Source organism: Paenibacillus sp. FSL P4-0338, from assembly GCF_038002365.1.
Lineage (GTDB): Bacteria > Bacillota > Bacilli > Paenibacillales > Paenibacillaceae > Paenibacillus_AQ.
This window is the reverse complement of sequence record NZ_JBBOCG010000001.1, coordinates 2,380,922-2,395,191: the sequence shown is the minus strand read 5'-3', so window position 1 is coordinate 2,395,191 and position 14,270 is coordinate 2,380,922. Positions and strand designations below refer to the sequence as shown.

Genomic DNA, 14,270 nt, shown 5'->3' with positions numbered 1-14,270 from the left:
GATTACATATGAGAGCCATTAGAAGAACTAAGACGGTGGAGGGGACTTCCATTCCCGGAATCATCCATAACGGAGGAAGTTACTTCTATATTAATGTAGATGTGTACGAAGACGGCATGGTCAACTGCTGGGAGCTTATAGATCTTAAGGGCTTATCCGGCAAAATACAATCGGGCTGGCTGACGCCGGCAGCCCCGGCAGGAGAGCAGCTGTCCATTCATGGTCTGGGGGCGTATACCGTGGAGTCGGCGAAGTGGACTTATAATGAAGCAAGCTATTATCAGCATATTCAGGATACGGTGGCCCGTCTGAATCCTGAGCTTACGAATATCTATGACATTTCGGAGCGGGAGCAGGAGCGCAATGAGGCGCGCCGGATTGCCCATTCACCTTCCGCTACGGAATTCTATGTCAACAGCGAAATGTTCTACCAGACGACGGAGGGCAAAAGTGTCCATCTGTTCATGAAGTATGGCGGTAAGAATTATTTAGCCGATGTCGTGGTGTACATGGACGGGCGGGTAGCCATTTATAACCTGCCGGATGAAGTGGAGTACAAGCTGGAGGAGCTGGATGCTCTTGTTGCAGATAAGACCTTTTTCACGACAATTGATACTCCTGTAACGGTACACATTCTGCAATTGGGCGAGGTTATGTTAGGCGAAGCCCTATACTCTGCCGATGTGGAAGAGAAGCTCAAAGAGCTGCACAACCTCCACAAGAAGCTAAACGGCGAACAAACGGCCCATGAAGCGTGCCGGGCAGCCTATTATGCTTATCTGGAGAATCCAGGTGAATACTACCGGGAGCAGCTTAGAATCAAATATGAGCTAGTGCCGGAGCATGAACGGATGTATCTGGGCGATATGGATTCGAAGGATTGGGATTACCAGCGAATTCTGTATCATCCTGAAGAGACAAGGGAAGTATGAACGGATTAAAGTAAAGAGATAGAGGTGGCAGGATGGAGACAATCAGCTTTCATTATGGACGGCATATTTCCAAGGTGGCGCGGGCCCTATATTTCCACTCGTGGAAATCTATATTGGCCATTGGAGTTCAAGCGGTATTTATAGCGGTGTGTATGATTCTGTATATTCAGAACCAATCGGTCATTCTGCTCGGCATATCGATCACGCTGATTCTGACCATGGGGATGTCGATCGTGATGCGAACCTTGCTTTTACCGAAGATTTTGTCGGCAGATACAAGGTACAATAAGGAATTTGAATATCTTTTCGATGCAGAGGGAATCAATTTCAGTCCGGAAAAGGATGCGTCCGTGATGACATGGGACTCCTTCACCCGGGTATGGGAGAACCAGAGTTATTATCTGCTGTTCCATGGGCCACAGGAGTATTGGTTCGTTGCGAAGCAATCGTTCGAGGATGCTGCACAGGAGAATAAGTTCAGAGCGTATGTGTCAGATCACCGTAAGATTGTCAGTGGCGTGATTTGGTGACAAGTAGAAACGGCCTTGCCGTCCTTTTAACGGACGGTACCGTTTCAGTGAGAAATAGAAGGACATGCTACCCGCGCATGTCCTTTTCTGTACCTGGAAGCGTGGGAGCGGATGACTAGCCGCAGCTATACCCGCCAAAAGCTTGTGCAATCCGCCTTGTCGGCGATATTGAACTCGATTAACTGTCTCAGCAGGCCGTAATCCACCGGATTCGTCCATTTCATGCGGATCAGCAGCTTGGTGTGATCTACTCCGCCTTGCTTTAGGACCTCCTCGAAATGATCCATGCCCGCTTTTTCCGGGGCGACGGCCATATGCCCTTTGGCTACACTGAAGCCGATAATGTACGTTCCGTGATCGGTGAACATCGGCTGGTTCCAGGCGATTCTAGGTTCAAGTTGCGGGAATTCCTGCAATACCCAAGCGAGTACTTCCTCCACCGTAGCCCGGTGCACCGGATCATCAATCTTCGCCAGATACTCTGCAAACACATCCATGGTTCATCCTCCTGATCTCTGTGAGCCCTTATGCCATCCATGATATCTTCTAGCTGCTGGATAGTCAAAAATTTTAATGAATAAATTTGATTAAGGGGTTAACGGAGTAGGAGATCAATGATTTGCAAAAATAGAGAATGAATGAGGGAGCATCCTTTGGGGGACAGTCCTCTTTCATTGTTGTTTAGAAATTTGCTGCAAGAAGTGCAACAATGCTGTCTATTATAAGCGCCCCATACTGAAATCCTGCATAAAAGGCAACAAAACCAGCTCTAGTTTGCTCTGAATACTGGAATTCCTGCAAAAGATGCAATAATGTACCAAATAAAGTAATTATTCTTAAGGAATCTTGCAAGAAGTGCAACAATGTTGCTCAATACAAGCGGTCGATGGGAGAATAAACACTTAGACTCAGAACATGTTGCTAAAAAAGCACATGGGCCGGTTAAATGTCGTCAGACCCTCATCCCTTCCTCATTCCAGCATTTCCCTGTATGATAGAAGAAGCTTGTTGTTCTTAAGGATAATTAGAAGGGGGTTATAGGATGGATAAGATGATCGTGTTAAAGGGTAAACGTCCTGCTGAATTGCTGGCCACTATAAGCGTGATTGCCCTGATGTTATTCTGGATATGGTATATCCTTGAGTTTGACCGAACTACTCCGCTGGAGCATTTTTTGGTCTATCTCGTCGTCGGAATCGCAATCGCCGTTGCGGGAATTATGATATATCGTTTGTTTACCTTTAGCAGGGCGTTCAACATTGAAATAAGGCCGGAAGCTCTACAGATCAAGGATATAGAGATTGAAGCCTCTACTGTTAAGCGGATTTACATCAAAGGCTACTTCATGCCCGTGATCGCAGTTAAGCCCAGAGCCTATCTGCTGGTTGCTTATAAATATTGTTTTCACTTCCCCGAGCAGGAAGACCAGGGGATACGGGCGCTAACGGAATGGGCAGAGCATCATCAGATCGAAGTGGTACATAAGAAGTTTATGAGATGGTTGTAGTTAACTAAGGGACGGAGAACAGGAGGAGCTGCTCACATGAAAGTCGCCGGATTCAGTCACATCACCCTTCTGGTACAGGATCTTCAGTCTTCATTGAAATTCTATGAAGGGATTCTTGGGATGAGCGTTAGACACCGCGGGAGGTCGGATGCCTATTTGGAGTGGGGCAGCGCCTGGGTATGTCTGGTGGAACGGACGGAGGCCGGGCAGCAGCCGGGAGGATATCCCGGGATGGATCACGTAGCTTTTTATATCGCAGAGGATGATTTCAAGGAAGCTGTCGGCATCTTGCAGAAGCATCACGTTGAGATCGTCAGAGGACCTGTTGAGCGGGGAACCGGCTGGTCGGTGAATTTCCTGGACCCGGACGGAATTCAGCTGGAGCTGCATACTTCCACTCTGGATGAACGGATGAAGGTCTGGCGTTAGGCGGAGCACAGTCAACATAATAATCAGAATCGGGGATGCGGGATGAATAAACCTTTTCATGAAATGCTGACATCGGAAAATGAGCTGAGAGAGCTTCTGGGCTATCCGAGTGAAGTGGTGAAGCGCAAATCGATCCATTATCTGGATCATCACTGCCGTGATTATATAGCGATGTCCCCTCTATTATTCTTGTCCACAGCAGATGAACACGGGTCTTGCGATGTCTCTCCGCGCGGGGATGCGCCCGGTTCGGTGCTGGTGCTGGATGAAGGGCATCTGGTCATTCCGGAGCGGCCGGGGAACCGCAGATTGGACTCTTTGCTGAATATCCTGGCTAATCCGCAGATTGGTCTGATTTTTATTATCCCGGGACTGGAAGAGACCCTGCGGGTTAACGGGCAAGCTTATATCATTAAGGATGAGCCTATCCTGGATCGGATGCGAGCCAGAGGCAAGCGGCCTGCGCTGGGAATTGGAGTGAAGGTGGAGGAATGTTATATGCACTGTGCCAAGGCCTTCAAAAGATCGCAGGTCTGGGACCCCGGCACATGGCCTGCTGAAGCCCTGCTCCCATCTGCTCCGGCCATCATTGCGGCGCATGTGAATACAGCGGAGTTCACGGAGGATGTGGTGCGGCGCGGTATAGAGGAGAGCTACGAGAAGCGGCTGTATTAAGAAGGGGAGGGAATAGCGGGAATGGATACAGAGCGGCTGATACGGATTTTTGACAGGCAGGCCACGGACTATGACCGTAAAAGAGAAGATCCGAAGCAGCGGCGCTGGCGCCAGAAGCTAATCGGTTCTGCTAGGGGTGAGGTGCTGGAGCTTGCCGTCGGAGCCGGGGCGAACTTCCCGTTCTATCCTCATGGCGTCAAGATCACAGCTGCGGACTTCAGTGGAGCTATGGTTGAGAAGGCCAGACGGGCCGCCGGACAGTACCGCCTGGATGCCGAGTGTATATGTGCGGATATCGAAGATATGAGCTTTGCTGCGCATTCGTTCGATACCATTGTCTCCACGCTGTCCTTATGCAGCTATAAGAACCCGCTGAACCTGCTGGAGAAGCTTAACCGCTGGTGTAAGCCGGACGGCACAATCCTGCTCCTGGAGCATGGAATTGGTTCTAATATCATGGTCTCTACGCTGCAACGGGCGCTGAATCCGCTGCTCTATCGAATATACGGCTGCCATCAGACCCGGGATATTCTCGGACTGGTCCGGGAGTCGGGGCTGCAAATCACTAGAGTGGAGAGCTATTCGCTGAATATGGTGCATTTGATCTGGGCGGGGCCGCAGCAGCTTTAAAATCTGTTGGAAGCGATTGCTGTATTCACACAACTAGAGCTGTCCTCCAGCCATTCCATGGCTAGGAAGACAGCTCTTTAGGCTAGAATCAGACGGCTGTCCAGCCCCCGTCCACATATAGCGTCTGGCCTGTCGTGTAGCTGGAAGCATCCGAGGCGAAGTAGAGGACAGCGCCGTTCAATTCATCGGGGTTGCCGGGACGTCCCATGGGGCATAGCATATTATACTGCTCCAGGAAGTGGTCCTGATAGAGCGCGCGGGTCATCCCGCTGGGGAACAGGCTGGGTCCGATCGCATTTACTGTGATTCCGTATGAAGCAAGGGTCGCGCCCATGCCGCGGGTCAGATTCACGACTGCGCCTTTGGAGGCATTATAGGCATGCAGAGCGGCCAGCTTGCTGCCCTTCACACCACAGATGGAAGCAAGGTTGATAATGCGGCCTTGCTGGCGTTCTTTCATGGCCGGGATCACCGCTTTGGACATGAGGAAAATACTTTTCACATTGGTACCCATCACCCGGTCCCATTCCGCTTCGTCCAGTTCCTCGACAGAGCCTGCGGAGGCGACTCCGGCATTATTCACCAGGATATCTAGCTGTCCGAAATGCTCCAGAATGCTTGCTACCGCCGATTCAATCTCTGTTCCGCGGGTTACGTCACATTGGACCGGAAGCACCCGGCGGCCCTGGGCTTCAATCTGTTGCCGCGCCGGTTCCAGCTTGTCTACTCTTACATCCAGCAGGGCGACGTCCGCGCCTTGCCCGGCCAGAGCTTGAGCCAATTCTGCGCCTATCCCCCCGGCTGCTCCTGTCACCACCGCTACTTTTCCACTCAAATCAAATGGATTTCTCACTGGCACACCTCCATTAATTCCACCAGTCCCAGCGCAAGTTGGAGTAAGGAAGGAACTGTACAGGATCTACAGCAGTCAGGACCTCACCGCGTTCAAGGACGGTATTGCTGACCGTGTAGATGCCGCCCAGCATACGAACGACTTCCAGTTCAGCCCAAGGGTCATGCGGAGAGTCATGCAGGTGAATCTCTACTTCTGCCGCTGTGCGCACGCTGACATCCATAGAGGCTGTCTGCCGGATCAGCAGCGGTCCAAGATCGAAGCCTCGGCCATCCGGAGACTTGGAATACTTCATGTTGAAGACAGGCAGTCCGTCACCATAATGCTCGGAGATGATGCGCTGTCCGTTCCCGGCATTCATTTTCCCGCTAAGCGCGGCCTCTACATGGAAGAATTCAGTGCCCCGCCGGGAGACGCTGCCTGCCACATGCTGATCCTCCTTCTGCAGGCTGATGTCGGCCATCTTCTTGGGGAAGCCGTAAATCTCACGCCCCAGGCCCATCGCGATATCATCGCTGATCGGCATGGAGAGGCAGTAGGTGCCCGGTTGCCCATTGTAGGCTGCCAGGACGAAGACCGCGGCTTCCCGGTAAGGCTCGCAGAAGCTGGTGCGGGGATAGTTAGCTACAAAAGCGTGCACAAGCGGCCTTGGACCCGGCGTAAGCGGGGCGGGCAGAATGCTGCGGATCACTTCGGGCGAAGTCTCCCAATAGACGGTTAGGGTCTCGGCATTATAGAAGGTCGTAGGTGTATTGATTCTTTTGGTAATTTCATTCACATCTTTTACGAAGCTGCTCATCTGAATCTCCTCCTGTGTTATAGGGTCACGAATAATGTAACATGACTATTCCAGTGATTATATATATGGAAAATATAAAAATAAATGGGAATCTTGTGCGCGGCGCACTATAATAAGCAGGGGGTGAGAGCGATGAGTGTTACCTTTGAACAGATTAGCAGACATTTTAGTAAGCACGCCGTACATATCCAGTGGAACAAAGCATTAACGACTGCCTATTCAGATACGATGCTGATCACGAAGAGCCTGACGCATTTTGCACCTGAATATATCTATGTGGGCTACCAGTCCGGATTACCGGATGATGCTGAGGGGGTGGATCAAGCCAGCCTGATGCTAATTAATGACATGGTGGAGCCAGCATCAGGCCAGCAGCAGATATATAGCGGACAGAACCGTATGGAATTCGGGGCGGAGGAAGATGTGTTTGAGCTCTATAATCAGATCCGGGAGCTGTTCCTGGAAGAAGCTGAACGGGAGCAGGCTAAGAGCAGGATGCTTGCGGCCTGTGTCGCCGGCAAAGGATTGGATGTAATCGTGTGTGCTGCGGCAGAGCTGATGGGCAATCCGGTGATTATCATCGATGTAAGCTATAAGGTTCTGGCTGCTTCGGATTGTAGCGGGGTTACCGACCCCATCTGGAGCGATAATCTGCACAAAGGCTATTGCTCCTATGATTTCATTGCTGCCGTCCACCAACTGAAGAGCGTGCAGACCGGCATAGAGTCGCTGGAGGCTTATGAAGTGGAATGCAGCGGAAGCCAGGTGACCAAGCTGGTCGCCAAGATTAGGATCGGCAGCAAGCCTGTCGGAAATGTAATTGTGCTGGGCGACAGACGCCCGATTGAACAGAGGGATCATGAGCTGGCGGGTTTTACGGCCGGGCTGGTGGCGGCGGAGCTGGCGAAGAACAGCTTTTACCGGAACTCCAGCCAGGCGGAATATGAAGAGCTAATCTATGGATTACTGGAGAATGAAGAGAACGGACCGCTGCTTATTCAGGAGAGTCTGCGGAGCGGTATGCATCTGCCCAAGGGCAGATTGTCCGTTCTGGTGCTGGATCTTGCGGGGTATGATGCTTCGGTTTCCGGCAAACACACCGGTTATTTAAGAGATCAGCTGCACCTGCATTTCGGGGAGGAGCGGCTGATCTTTTACCATGAGCATATGGTGGGGGTGAGTGATGGTGAGTGTGTATCTTCCAGGTCAAAAGAGGTTGATCCAAGCTTGCGCGAATTTCTCGTCAGCCATCAGATCCGCCTGGGGATCAGCCGGGAATTCAGCGATCTCACGGACTGCCGCAAATATTATCTGCAGGCGCTCAAGGCGCTGGAGATCGGGCGAATTGTCTGGCCTGCGGAGCCGCGTGTGCTATATGCTGATGTGCAGCTGTATGACCTGTTATCCCCGCATGCGCAGCATGATTCCCGGGATGTCAGCCATCCGGCGCTCACAGTCCTGCGTGAATTCGATGAGAAGCATCATGCGGACTTGTACCATACCCTCTATACCTATTTGAAGAACAACCAGCAGCTGCAAAAGACCGCCGACGAACTATTCGTACACCGCAACACTTTGCGGTACCGCTTACGCCAGATCGACGAACTGATCCAGCTTGATTTGAGCCAGATCGATCATGTCCTGAGGCTGTATATGTCCTATCAGATGACGGATTATCTGGAAAAGCTCAGTGGGAGAGGGAGCCCTTGTTGTTCCTGATTCAGGCGTGTTACTTACCCATATTACGGGAATGCATCTTTTTGAATTTTATTTGGAGCAAATGATAAAATATAACAAAATATTAGAAGAATATGCTAAAATAGTTCTATCTTAAAAAAGAGGTGGAAAATAATGATACATCAGATTAGTGGCGGAACATCATCTCTAGAACTCTATGAGGATTATCTAGTAATTAAGCCAAGTAACATACAAAAATTAGGAGGGCATACTCAAACAATTCCATTGGATTCTGTGGTAACAATCAGCATAGTTAAGCCTTTTCTAAAAGTGCCTTATTTACAAGTTATTACACCGGGTCTTCAAACATCCAAATCTGATAATACAAAAGGAGCAAGTGCAAACGTTGTATTGATTCAGCCTGGAAAAATGAAAACCGCCGAAAAAATTCGTGAATATATAGCAAGCTATAAATCTGAGAGAAGCAATCGCCAAGCGCCGCCTGCATCTACTGGTTCGATTGATGATCTGAGACAGCTTGCAGAGCTTCGAGATTCTGGTATCATAACTCCAGAAGAATTTGAAGCCAAGAAAAAACAGATACTTGGTCTATAAAAACAACATTCCTTAACAAGGTACCTCTTTTAATAATGGTACCTTGTTTTTATTTAACTCGATGATAAAACAAACAAAGATTTCGACTCCGGATTAACCACACCATTTATTACGCATCAGCTTCATACACACCAGAGGCTCTTCCTCCACTTCCCTGCAAGGCTCACACCCCTCAAACCCGAACTTTCGCACCGTTGCCATCGAAGCAGCGTTCTGCGGATGGGTCAGGATATAGATACAGTCCACGTCAAGCTGTGTGAAGCACGTATTGAGAAGAATGGGCAGGGTCTCCGACATATAACCCAGTCCCCAATAGTCCTTCCAGATGTCATACCCAATCTCCACTTGCTTCCGCTCTGCGTCCCAATAATGATAGCCGCAAGTGCCAATGAAGGCCTGGGTCTCCCGGTCAAACATCCCATAGCGGTGATGGCCTTTGCCCTCAGGCTGGGAGTAATGCTCAATGATCTCCACAGCTTCGTTGTAATCACAGGGCGGCTCACTGAAGTATCTGCACATGTCCGGGTCCGAGAATTGCCGGTAGACAGCAGCGATGTCGGACTGATTCAGTAGGCGGAAGTGTAGACGTCCGGTTGTAAAAGGTTCGGATAGATTCATTTATGTTCACTCCTATTTATGACAAACTGGCACATACCGTAATTATGTGTATTTGAAATGATATTGTCTATGTAGCAAACTCTTTAATAGACAAATGTATATATGTGGAATAATATGTTATTATATGGATAATAAGGAGGGTTTGAAGTGGGAGAGTTGAAACTAGATAACATAGATAACCTTGATTCACTTGCAAACATGTTAAGACTAACCTTTGCGAATGAAGATTGGCACAATATGATTGGAGTTGCTGAAAGGCTCTACGAAGCGTCTAGTGTTTTGTACTACTATCAGCTTACGCAGTCATCCCGCAAATCATCTCAAGACAGGCCCTTAATCTACTACCTTGGATATTCACAGTTATGTAAGGGCGTAGCTTATCAGAAGCTGAAACGATATTCAGAATCATGAGATTGCATCCTGAAATATAAAGATCTTTCATGGGTCAAGGGCGTAGAGGAGAAAGACAAGTTTATTATACAAGATTTTAGTGTATTTGCCTAGGAAACAAATACACCATTGACTTGATGGAAGGCAAAGAGGAAGTGCTGAAAGAGTATGTTCAGTATTTAAAACAGTATCCTAGAGAAATAATTGCCGGAATGGTCACAATATTCGAAAGTGCTATTAAAAACAATTTATCCATTGAGTGGGCTCTAACAGATTTGTCAGACGAGTTGAACGCTATAGAGACTTATCCGGATAATAAAATAACAGCAAGATATTTGATGAGATATTTGTGCTTATTTTCACTATATAAATTTTATCAGGAAGATTATAAGGATGCGATTGATAAGAACCTGGAAGCTCTGGCTTCAAGTGTAGTTCTTGGAGATAACATATCAATAAAAAAATTGATAGCTCTTTTTGAGTCGTTTAGAGAATTTGCTAATAGTGAGCAGGTTAAACGGTATCAAAAGCAAATGAAAAAATTTCTAGAATGCTGATGATTTAAAGAGACAATTAACAGCTCGCCTTGCAGAGATGCAGGGTTTTTTGCATGAAGTGGATTGTTAATGTATGGTAAAATATAAGCACTACGTCAACTTATTGAAAGGGGTGTACCTATGAGGCCAACCAGATGGACAAGAAGCCTGGCAGCCGCGCTTGCCTCCGCACTATTATTGACAAGTACCGGGATTACCGTTCTTGGCGCTTTCCCGCAGAAGATTGAGGCAGCGGCGGTGAAGCCTACAACAGCCTTTATTTTATTTGAACAGAGATTGCAAAAGCCGTCTTCACTTGGCCTGGCCCAGGCTACGCTGGTTAACCGGATCGGCCAGATGACGCAGACAGAGGCGAATCTGGCTGTGCTGCATCTGGAGAATGCACTGAAGGCTTACCTGCCTGTGGCAACCAAACGTATGAATGCGCCTGTCGTCCAACTGAATATCAAGAACATATATACGACGGGTATGTCTATGGCGCTGGCACGCTCCAAGGTGAAACAGGCCGAGGTCCGAATGGTCCTTCAGGATCTGGAGGGCATGGGCTACAAGCTGGTGGAGGATGGTGGATTCGTGCCTGCCATTCCTTATAAGAGCTTCAAAGTCTTCAAACCTTATGTCAGTAAGGATCTGCAGGTCTATATTGACCTGATGGCGACAGAGTCGGAGCAGCCGATGGTAGCTGCCGAAAAGTTGATGGTGGACTGGTACCAGGTCATTGAGCGGGCCGTGCAATATGAGGATTTTGTGCAGATATATAAGACTTCTAACCGTGCTGCGGTGATGACGGAAGCGCTGGAACGCGCCAAGAGAATTGTGTTCAACGGCACGCCCAAGACACCGCTGTTCGACAAGAAGACACAGGTCATTCTTGAAAAGGCAGCGATCGCTTATGAAAATACACTGTCGGAGGCTGGCCCGGAGAGAATTGAGGGCAGCAGACTGCTGACCCAGCTTGATGATTTCCTGCTGCTTGTAATGAAGAACGGTGATAAGCGCACACAGGCTGTTATTGATTATCTGAAAGCGATGTAAGAGGGACGAACCCTATATACTGTAGTAGAGGAACCGGGCTGCTTACCCATGCAGCTACGGTTTTTTTTTGGTTATTTAGGAAATTGTGATTTACGTCTGCCAGTGGATAAGAGCTCTTTACGGAGGAGGGGACTGGTATGTAATCGGAAAACCGATTAGAATCGGCACCCGCGAGTTGTGAGGACCAAATGTAATCGAAAAACCGATTACAATTTAATGCTCCTCATGGCTACTGCTCCCTCCAGCTAGCAAATTGGCAAATATAAGTGAGGTAAAACTTAAGATGATCAAAGGACAAGTAACCTATCATCCAAGGGTAATTTATGTGTGTGGTCTGGCTGATTAGACCCTGAGTACATATGATCCTATAGGCCTGAAGCATCATTAATCACAGAAAAGGAAAACGATTACAATTATAATGTAAGCGTTATCTAATGATCTTGTTCATTTATACGCAAAAGGAGGAAGACGGCTTGAGTGTCCCGAAGGTTTCCTTTAACATGCTTGTCTTTATCGGTTTTAGCCTTCAGTATGCATTGATGCATCTCTTGTCTGCAGGTGAGGTGATTGTGATTTCATCCGCTGAGCTTATCATTTATATGCTGCTTACCTTTGCCGGGCTCGGCAGGTTCTTTCGGCGCAGGAGGAGGGTTCTGAATGAGAGGGGCTGCGGAAGCACCGGACTTTTTTTCAGCGTGTTATGGACGGTGTCACTTTGCTCCCAGTTCCGTAAGGAGAACTACCCGGATGCGCTGACTATTATTAATTCACTGGGCGTGTCAGCGGCCGGGCTGATTCTGCTTACTGAGATTATTATTCTGTTCAAGGTGTAAGCCAGCTGTACATGAAGAAGCCCCTGTCCTAGGTGAAGGATAGGGGCTTCTTCATGTAACAACGGATAGAATTAATAGATATAATCATGCTTCATCAAGTAGGTGAGAATGAGCTCGGTGGACTGATCCTCGCTATGCTGCTCGGTATCCACAATTATCTCGGGCCGGAGCGGTTCCTCATAGGGGGCAGTCAGGCCGGTGAAATGCGGAATCTCTCCGGAAAGCGCTCTACGGTATAAGCCTTTGACATCCCGTCTTGCACATTCCTCGAAGGAGCATTTGACGTAGATTTCCACGAAAGGCTGGATGCTCTGCCGGATTTGCTCCCTCATGTCCCGGTAAGGGGAGATGAAGGAGGCCAGGACGATGATATCGTTGCGGGTCAGGAGCTGCGCCAGATAGGCTGCGGTTCTTACATTCAGCGACCGGTCTTCTTTAGAGAAGCCTAACCCGCGGAACAGTTGATTCCTCAAAACATCACCGTCGAGCAGTTCTGTCCTCACGTTCATTTGCTGCAATCTCTGACTCAGGCAGCGGCAGAGTGTGGTTTTTCCAGAGCCGGACAGGCCGGTGAACCATAGTGTTACTCCGGTATGCAATGTGCAGCCCCACCTTCCATGTCAAACGATTAGGTTACCAGTTGTAATCTGTCTCATAGCCCATGGGGAAGAGCAGATGGCCTGCCACCTCTTTGAAGCAAGTCTTCACCTCTTCATTGAACTCGGTCCGCCAGTTCCCGGTTGTGCCGGTGCGGAAGGTATAGGAGGCCTTAGGGTTAATGTTCTGCACCATAGCGTCCAGAATTGTGTCTAGCGGTAATGGCAGCGGCTTGTCAGCCCAGAGATAATGAATCAGCTGCTCCATCGTCCGGCGGCGTGAGCTGTGGCTGTCTACCAAATGTTCAAAGGCGATCTGTAAACAGTCCGCTTCCCCGCTCCATCCGGTGAACTGCCCATACCAAGCGGCAATACTCGGGTAATGAAGCTCTGGTATTCCCTGGATTAAAGCAAGAAATTGCTGATTCCTGTCCGGCAGAGAGAGCAGATAGGGGCGCAGCGGATGATTAGGGTATTTGTCTGTTATGAAATACGTATACGAGATTACAATATCTCTTAGGTCACGGTTTAGGAATATCGGCTTGATCTTCAGCTCCCGAAGCATACCTGACCACCGGGGTGAATAGTACACATGCCCTGCTGTGAAATGTCCGCTGCGGACGAACTGCAGCCGCTGGTAGTGTAGGCCGGAATCTTCCGGATAGCCTTCATAGAATTCATGAGGGTTCTGCGTCATTCCCGGAATGCCTTCTAAGATCTGCTTCATCAGATGGGTACCGCTCTTGGGGACCGAGTTCAAAAATACTATAGGATATTCACCCGAAGGAACGAATGTATTCATATTCTTGTGCGTTCCTTTCTCTTAAATAGCTGCTAGTCATACTCCTCTGTTTATCATATGAAGCTCCGACTATTACTGACTAGACATTGTACATAAAAGAGTAAGGGAATCTATCTGCTTTGTATAATTTGCTAGATTAGCTATTGCTGAAAAATATGTATGTCCAAGCGGTGCTCCTGCTGAATTTACAAGTCCTGATAAACAATATTTATGAGTTCAATCTTTAAGGTCTGAATCGCCTCTTCCCGCGGCAGCATAATGAACCGGGATAAATATTCGATGTCCACCGAGAACAGGCTTAGGATATCCTCCATGGACGCTTTATCGCCGCTTTGCGCCTTTTTTACAGTCTCGATGAAAGGGTAAGATTTTCCTTCAGGACTTCCAGTCCCTTGCGCTTCCATTTACTAACCCCCTGTTGAGTCATTTGCAGCTCGGCTGCTACTTCTTGTTCGGGCATTCCTTCTATGACTGTTTTTTGGATGATATATCTGCATTTCTCCCAAGGCAGCATATCCAGAAGCTCATCGACGAACAACTCAGATACGACCATACTTTCAAAGCTGTTGTCGTAGACCTCATTATCGTAGAGCGGATTACTTTCCCGTATCAGCTGAATACGCGTCTTATACTGAATTCTCCATGCTGAGCGTTTTAATAATTTCCTGCAGGTTTCAACTAGCTCGTCATCACAGGTAACCATGAATTTTCCTCCCCATGTTCAATAGTACCTTCATTCTCGGGTCTAGCGGAGCCTGTTCCCCCAGGCCTGACCTAACTCTTCGCTGATCC

Annotated in this window: 20 protein-coding genes; 12 read left to right on the top strand and 8 right to left on the bottom strand. The window is 48.5% G+C overall.

From position 1 onward, the window contains the following. The first annotated feature begins 8 nt into the window (after window positions 1–8). Together MKZ07_RS10595 and MKZ07_RS10590 are read left to right on the top strand one after the other, a co-directional pair. On the top strand, window positions 9–932 hold the full coding sequence (locus tag MKZ07_RS10595) for a DUF7638 domain-containing protein (protein WP_341025747.1): 924 nt from the start codon (window positions 9–11) through the stop codon (window positions 930–932). Window positions 933–964: 32 nt separating this feature from the next. Beyond that, window positions 965–1,462: a YcxB family protein gene (locus MKZ07_RS10590; protein WP_036700923.1), complete on the top strand. Its 498-nt coding sequence runs from the start codon at window positions 965–967 to the stop codon at window positions 1,460–1,462. A 125-nt stretch (window positions 1,463–1,587) separates the two neighbouring features. Here MKZ07_RS10590 and MKZ07_RS10585 read toward each other — a convergent pair whose 3' ends face one another. Beyond that, the gene (locus tag MKZ07_RS10585) at window positions 1,588–1,959 is read right to left on the bottom strand and encodes an iron chaperone (protein ID WP_036700926.1); all 372 of its coding nucleotides are present in this window, start codon (window positions 1,957–1,959) and stop codon (window positions 1,588–1,590) included. Window positions 1,960–2,504: 545 nt separating this feature from the next. Between MKZ07_RS10585 and MKZ07_RS10580 the strand changes: the two genes are divergently transcribed. Genes MKZ07_RS10580 through MKZ07_RS10565 form a run of 4 tightly spaced genes read left to right on the top strand, consistent with a single transcriptional unit; the run spans window position 2,505 to window position 4,703 of the window. Continuing rightward, window positions 2,505–2,969 (top strand): hypothetical protein, encoded by a 465-nt coding sequence (locus MKZ07_RS10580; RefSeq protein WP_036700929.1) that lies wholly within the window; start codon window positions 2,505–2,507, stop codon window positions 2,967–2,969. A 36-nt stretch (window positions 2,970–3,005) separates the two neighbouring features. Next, window positions 3,006–3,398, top strand: coding sequence for a VOC family protein (locus MKZ07_RS10575; RefSeq protein ID WP_036700931.1), 393 nt, complete (start codon window positions 3,006–3,008; stop codon window positions 3,396–3,398). A 42-nt stretch (window positions 3,399–3,440) separates the two neighbouring features. After that, entirely contained in the window at window positions 3,441–4,073 is a 633-nt protein-coding gene (locus MKZ07_RS10570; RefSeq protein ID WP_036700933.1) for a pyridoxamine 5'-phosphate oxidase family protein, read from the top strand. Window positions 4,074–4,094: 21 nt separating this feature from the next. Further along, entirely contained in the window at window positions 4,095–4,703 is a 609-nt protein-coding gene (locus tag MKZ07_RS10565) for a class I SAM-dependent methyltransferase (protein WP_341025743.1), read from the top strand. 88 nt (window positions 4,704–4,791) lie between these two features. On the opposite strand, the gene MKZ07_RS10560 is transcribed toward MKZ07_RS10565, so the two are convergent. Both MKZ07_RS10560 and MKZ07_RS10555 read right to left on the bottom strand, forming a co-directional pair. Beyond that, the gene (locus MKZ07_RS10560; protein ID WP_036700937.1) at window positions 4,792–5,556 is read right to left on the bottom strand and encodes an SDR family NAD(P)-dependent oxidoreductase; all 765 of its coding nucleotides are present in this window, start codon (window positions 5,554–5,556) and stop codon (window positions 4,792–4,794) included. Between the two features lie 13 nt (window positions 5,557–5,569). Further along, window positions 5,570–6,355, bottom strand: coding sequence for an acetoacetate decarboxylase family protein (locus MKZ07_RS10555; protein ID WP_051494037.1), 786 nt, complete (start codon window positions 6,353–6,355; stop codon window positions 5,570–5,572). A gap of 132 nt (window positions 6,356–6,487) precedes the next feature. Between MKZ07_RS10555 and MKZ07_RS10550 the strand changes: the two genes are divergently transcribed. Both MKZ07_RS10550 and MKZ07_RS10545 read left to right on the top strand, forming a co-directional pair. Then, the gene (locus MKZ07_RS10550; RefSeq protein ID WP_036700938.1) at window positions 6,488–8,074 is read left to right on the top strand and encodes a PucR family transcriptional regulator; all 1,587 of its coding nucleotides are present in this window, start codon (window positions 6,488–6,490) and stop codon (window positions 8,072–8,074) included. 132 nt (window positions 8,075–8,206) lie between these two features. Next, window positions 8,207–8,647: an SHOCT domain-containing protein gene (locus MKZ07_RS10545; protein ID WP_051494038.1), complete on the top strand. Its 441-nt coding sequence runs from the start codon at window positions 8,207–8,209 to the stop codon at window positions 8,645–8,647. 93 nt (window positions 8,648–8,740) lie between these two features. On the opposite strand, the gene MKZ07_RS10540 is transcribed toward MKZ07_RS10545, so the two are convergent. After that, the gene (locus tag MKZ07_RS10540; RefSeq protein ID WP_051494039.1) at window positions 8,741–9,265 is read right to left on the bottom strand and encodes a GNAT family N-acetyltransferase; all 525 of its coding nucleotides are present in this window, start codon (window positions 9,263–9,265) and stop codon (window positions 8,741–8,743) included. 147 nt (window positions 9,266–9,412) lie between these two features. Between MKZ07_RS10540 and MKZ07_RS10535 the strand changes: the two genes are divergently transcribed. The 4 genes from MKZ07_RS10535 (at window position 9,413) to MKZ07_RS10520 (ending at window position 12,080) form a co-directional block, all read left to right on the top strand. Further along, a complete protein-coding gene (locus tag MKZ07_RS10535) occupies window positions 9,413–9,676 on the top strand; it encodes a hypothetical protein (RefSeq protein WP_341025739.1) in 264 nt (87 codons plus the stop codon). Between the two features lie 134 nt (window positions 9,677–9,810). Continuing rightward, window positions 9,811–10,212, top strand: a complete 402-nt coding sequence (locus MKZ07_RS10530; RefSeq protein WP_341025737.1) for a hypothetical protein — start codon at window positions 9,811–9,813, stop codon at window positions 10,210–10,212. Window positions 10,213–10,332: 120 nt separating this feature from the next. After that, a complete protein-coding gene (locus MKZ07_RS10525) occupies window positions 10,333–11,247 on the top strand; it encodes a hypothetical protein (protein ID WP_341025736.1) in 915 nt (304 codons plus the stop codon). 473 nt (window positions 11,248–11,720) lie between these two features. Then, entirely contained in the window at window positions 11,721–12,080 is a 360-nt protein-coding gene (locus MKZ07_RS10520; RefSeq protein WP_036700948.1) for a hypothetical protein, read from the top strand. A gap of 71 nt (window positions 12,081–12,151) precedes the next feature. Here the strand turns inward: MKZ07_RS10520 and cysC are convergent, their stop codons facing one another. The 4 genes from cysC to MKZ07_RS10500 form a co-directional block, all read right to left on the bottom strand. Then, the gene (gene cysC, locus MKZ07_RS10515; protein WP_076156917.1) at window positions 12,152–12,679 is read right to left on the bottom strand and encodes an adenylyl-sulfate kinase; all 528 of its coding nucleotides are present in this window, start codon (window positions 12,677–12,679) and stop codon (window positions 12,152–12,154) included. A 34-nt stretch (window positions 12,680–12,713) separates the two neighbouring features. Then, window positions 12,714–13,478 (bottom strand): hypothetical protein, encoded by a 765-nt coding sequence (locus MKZ07_RS10510; RefSeq protein WP_076156920.1) that lies wholly within the window; start codon window positions 13,476–13,478, stop codon window positions 12,714–12,716. A gap of 185 nt (window positions 13,479–13,663) precedes the next feature. Further along, window positions 13,664–13,792, bottom strand: a complete 129-nt coding sequence (locus MKZ07_RS10505; protein WP_235192101.1) for a hypothetical protein — start codon at window positions 13,790–13,792, stop codon at window positions 13,664–13,666. Between the two features lie 29 nt (window positions 13,793–13,821). Then, window positions 13,822–14,181, bottom strand: a complete 360-nt coding sequence (locus MKZ07_RS10500) for a sigma-70 family RNA polymerase sigma factor (RefSeq protein WP_036700953.1) — start codon at window positions 14,179–14,181, stop codon at window positions 13,822–13,824. Window positions 14,182–14,270 lie beyond the last annotated feature (89 nt).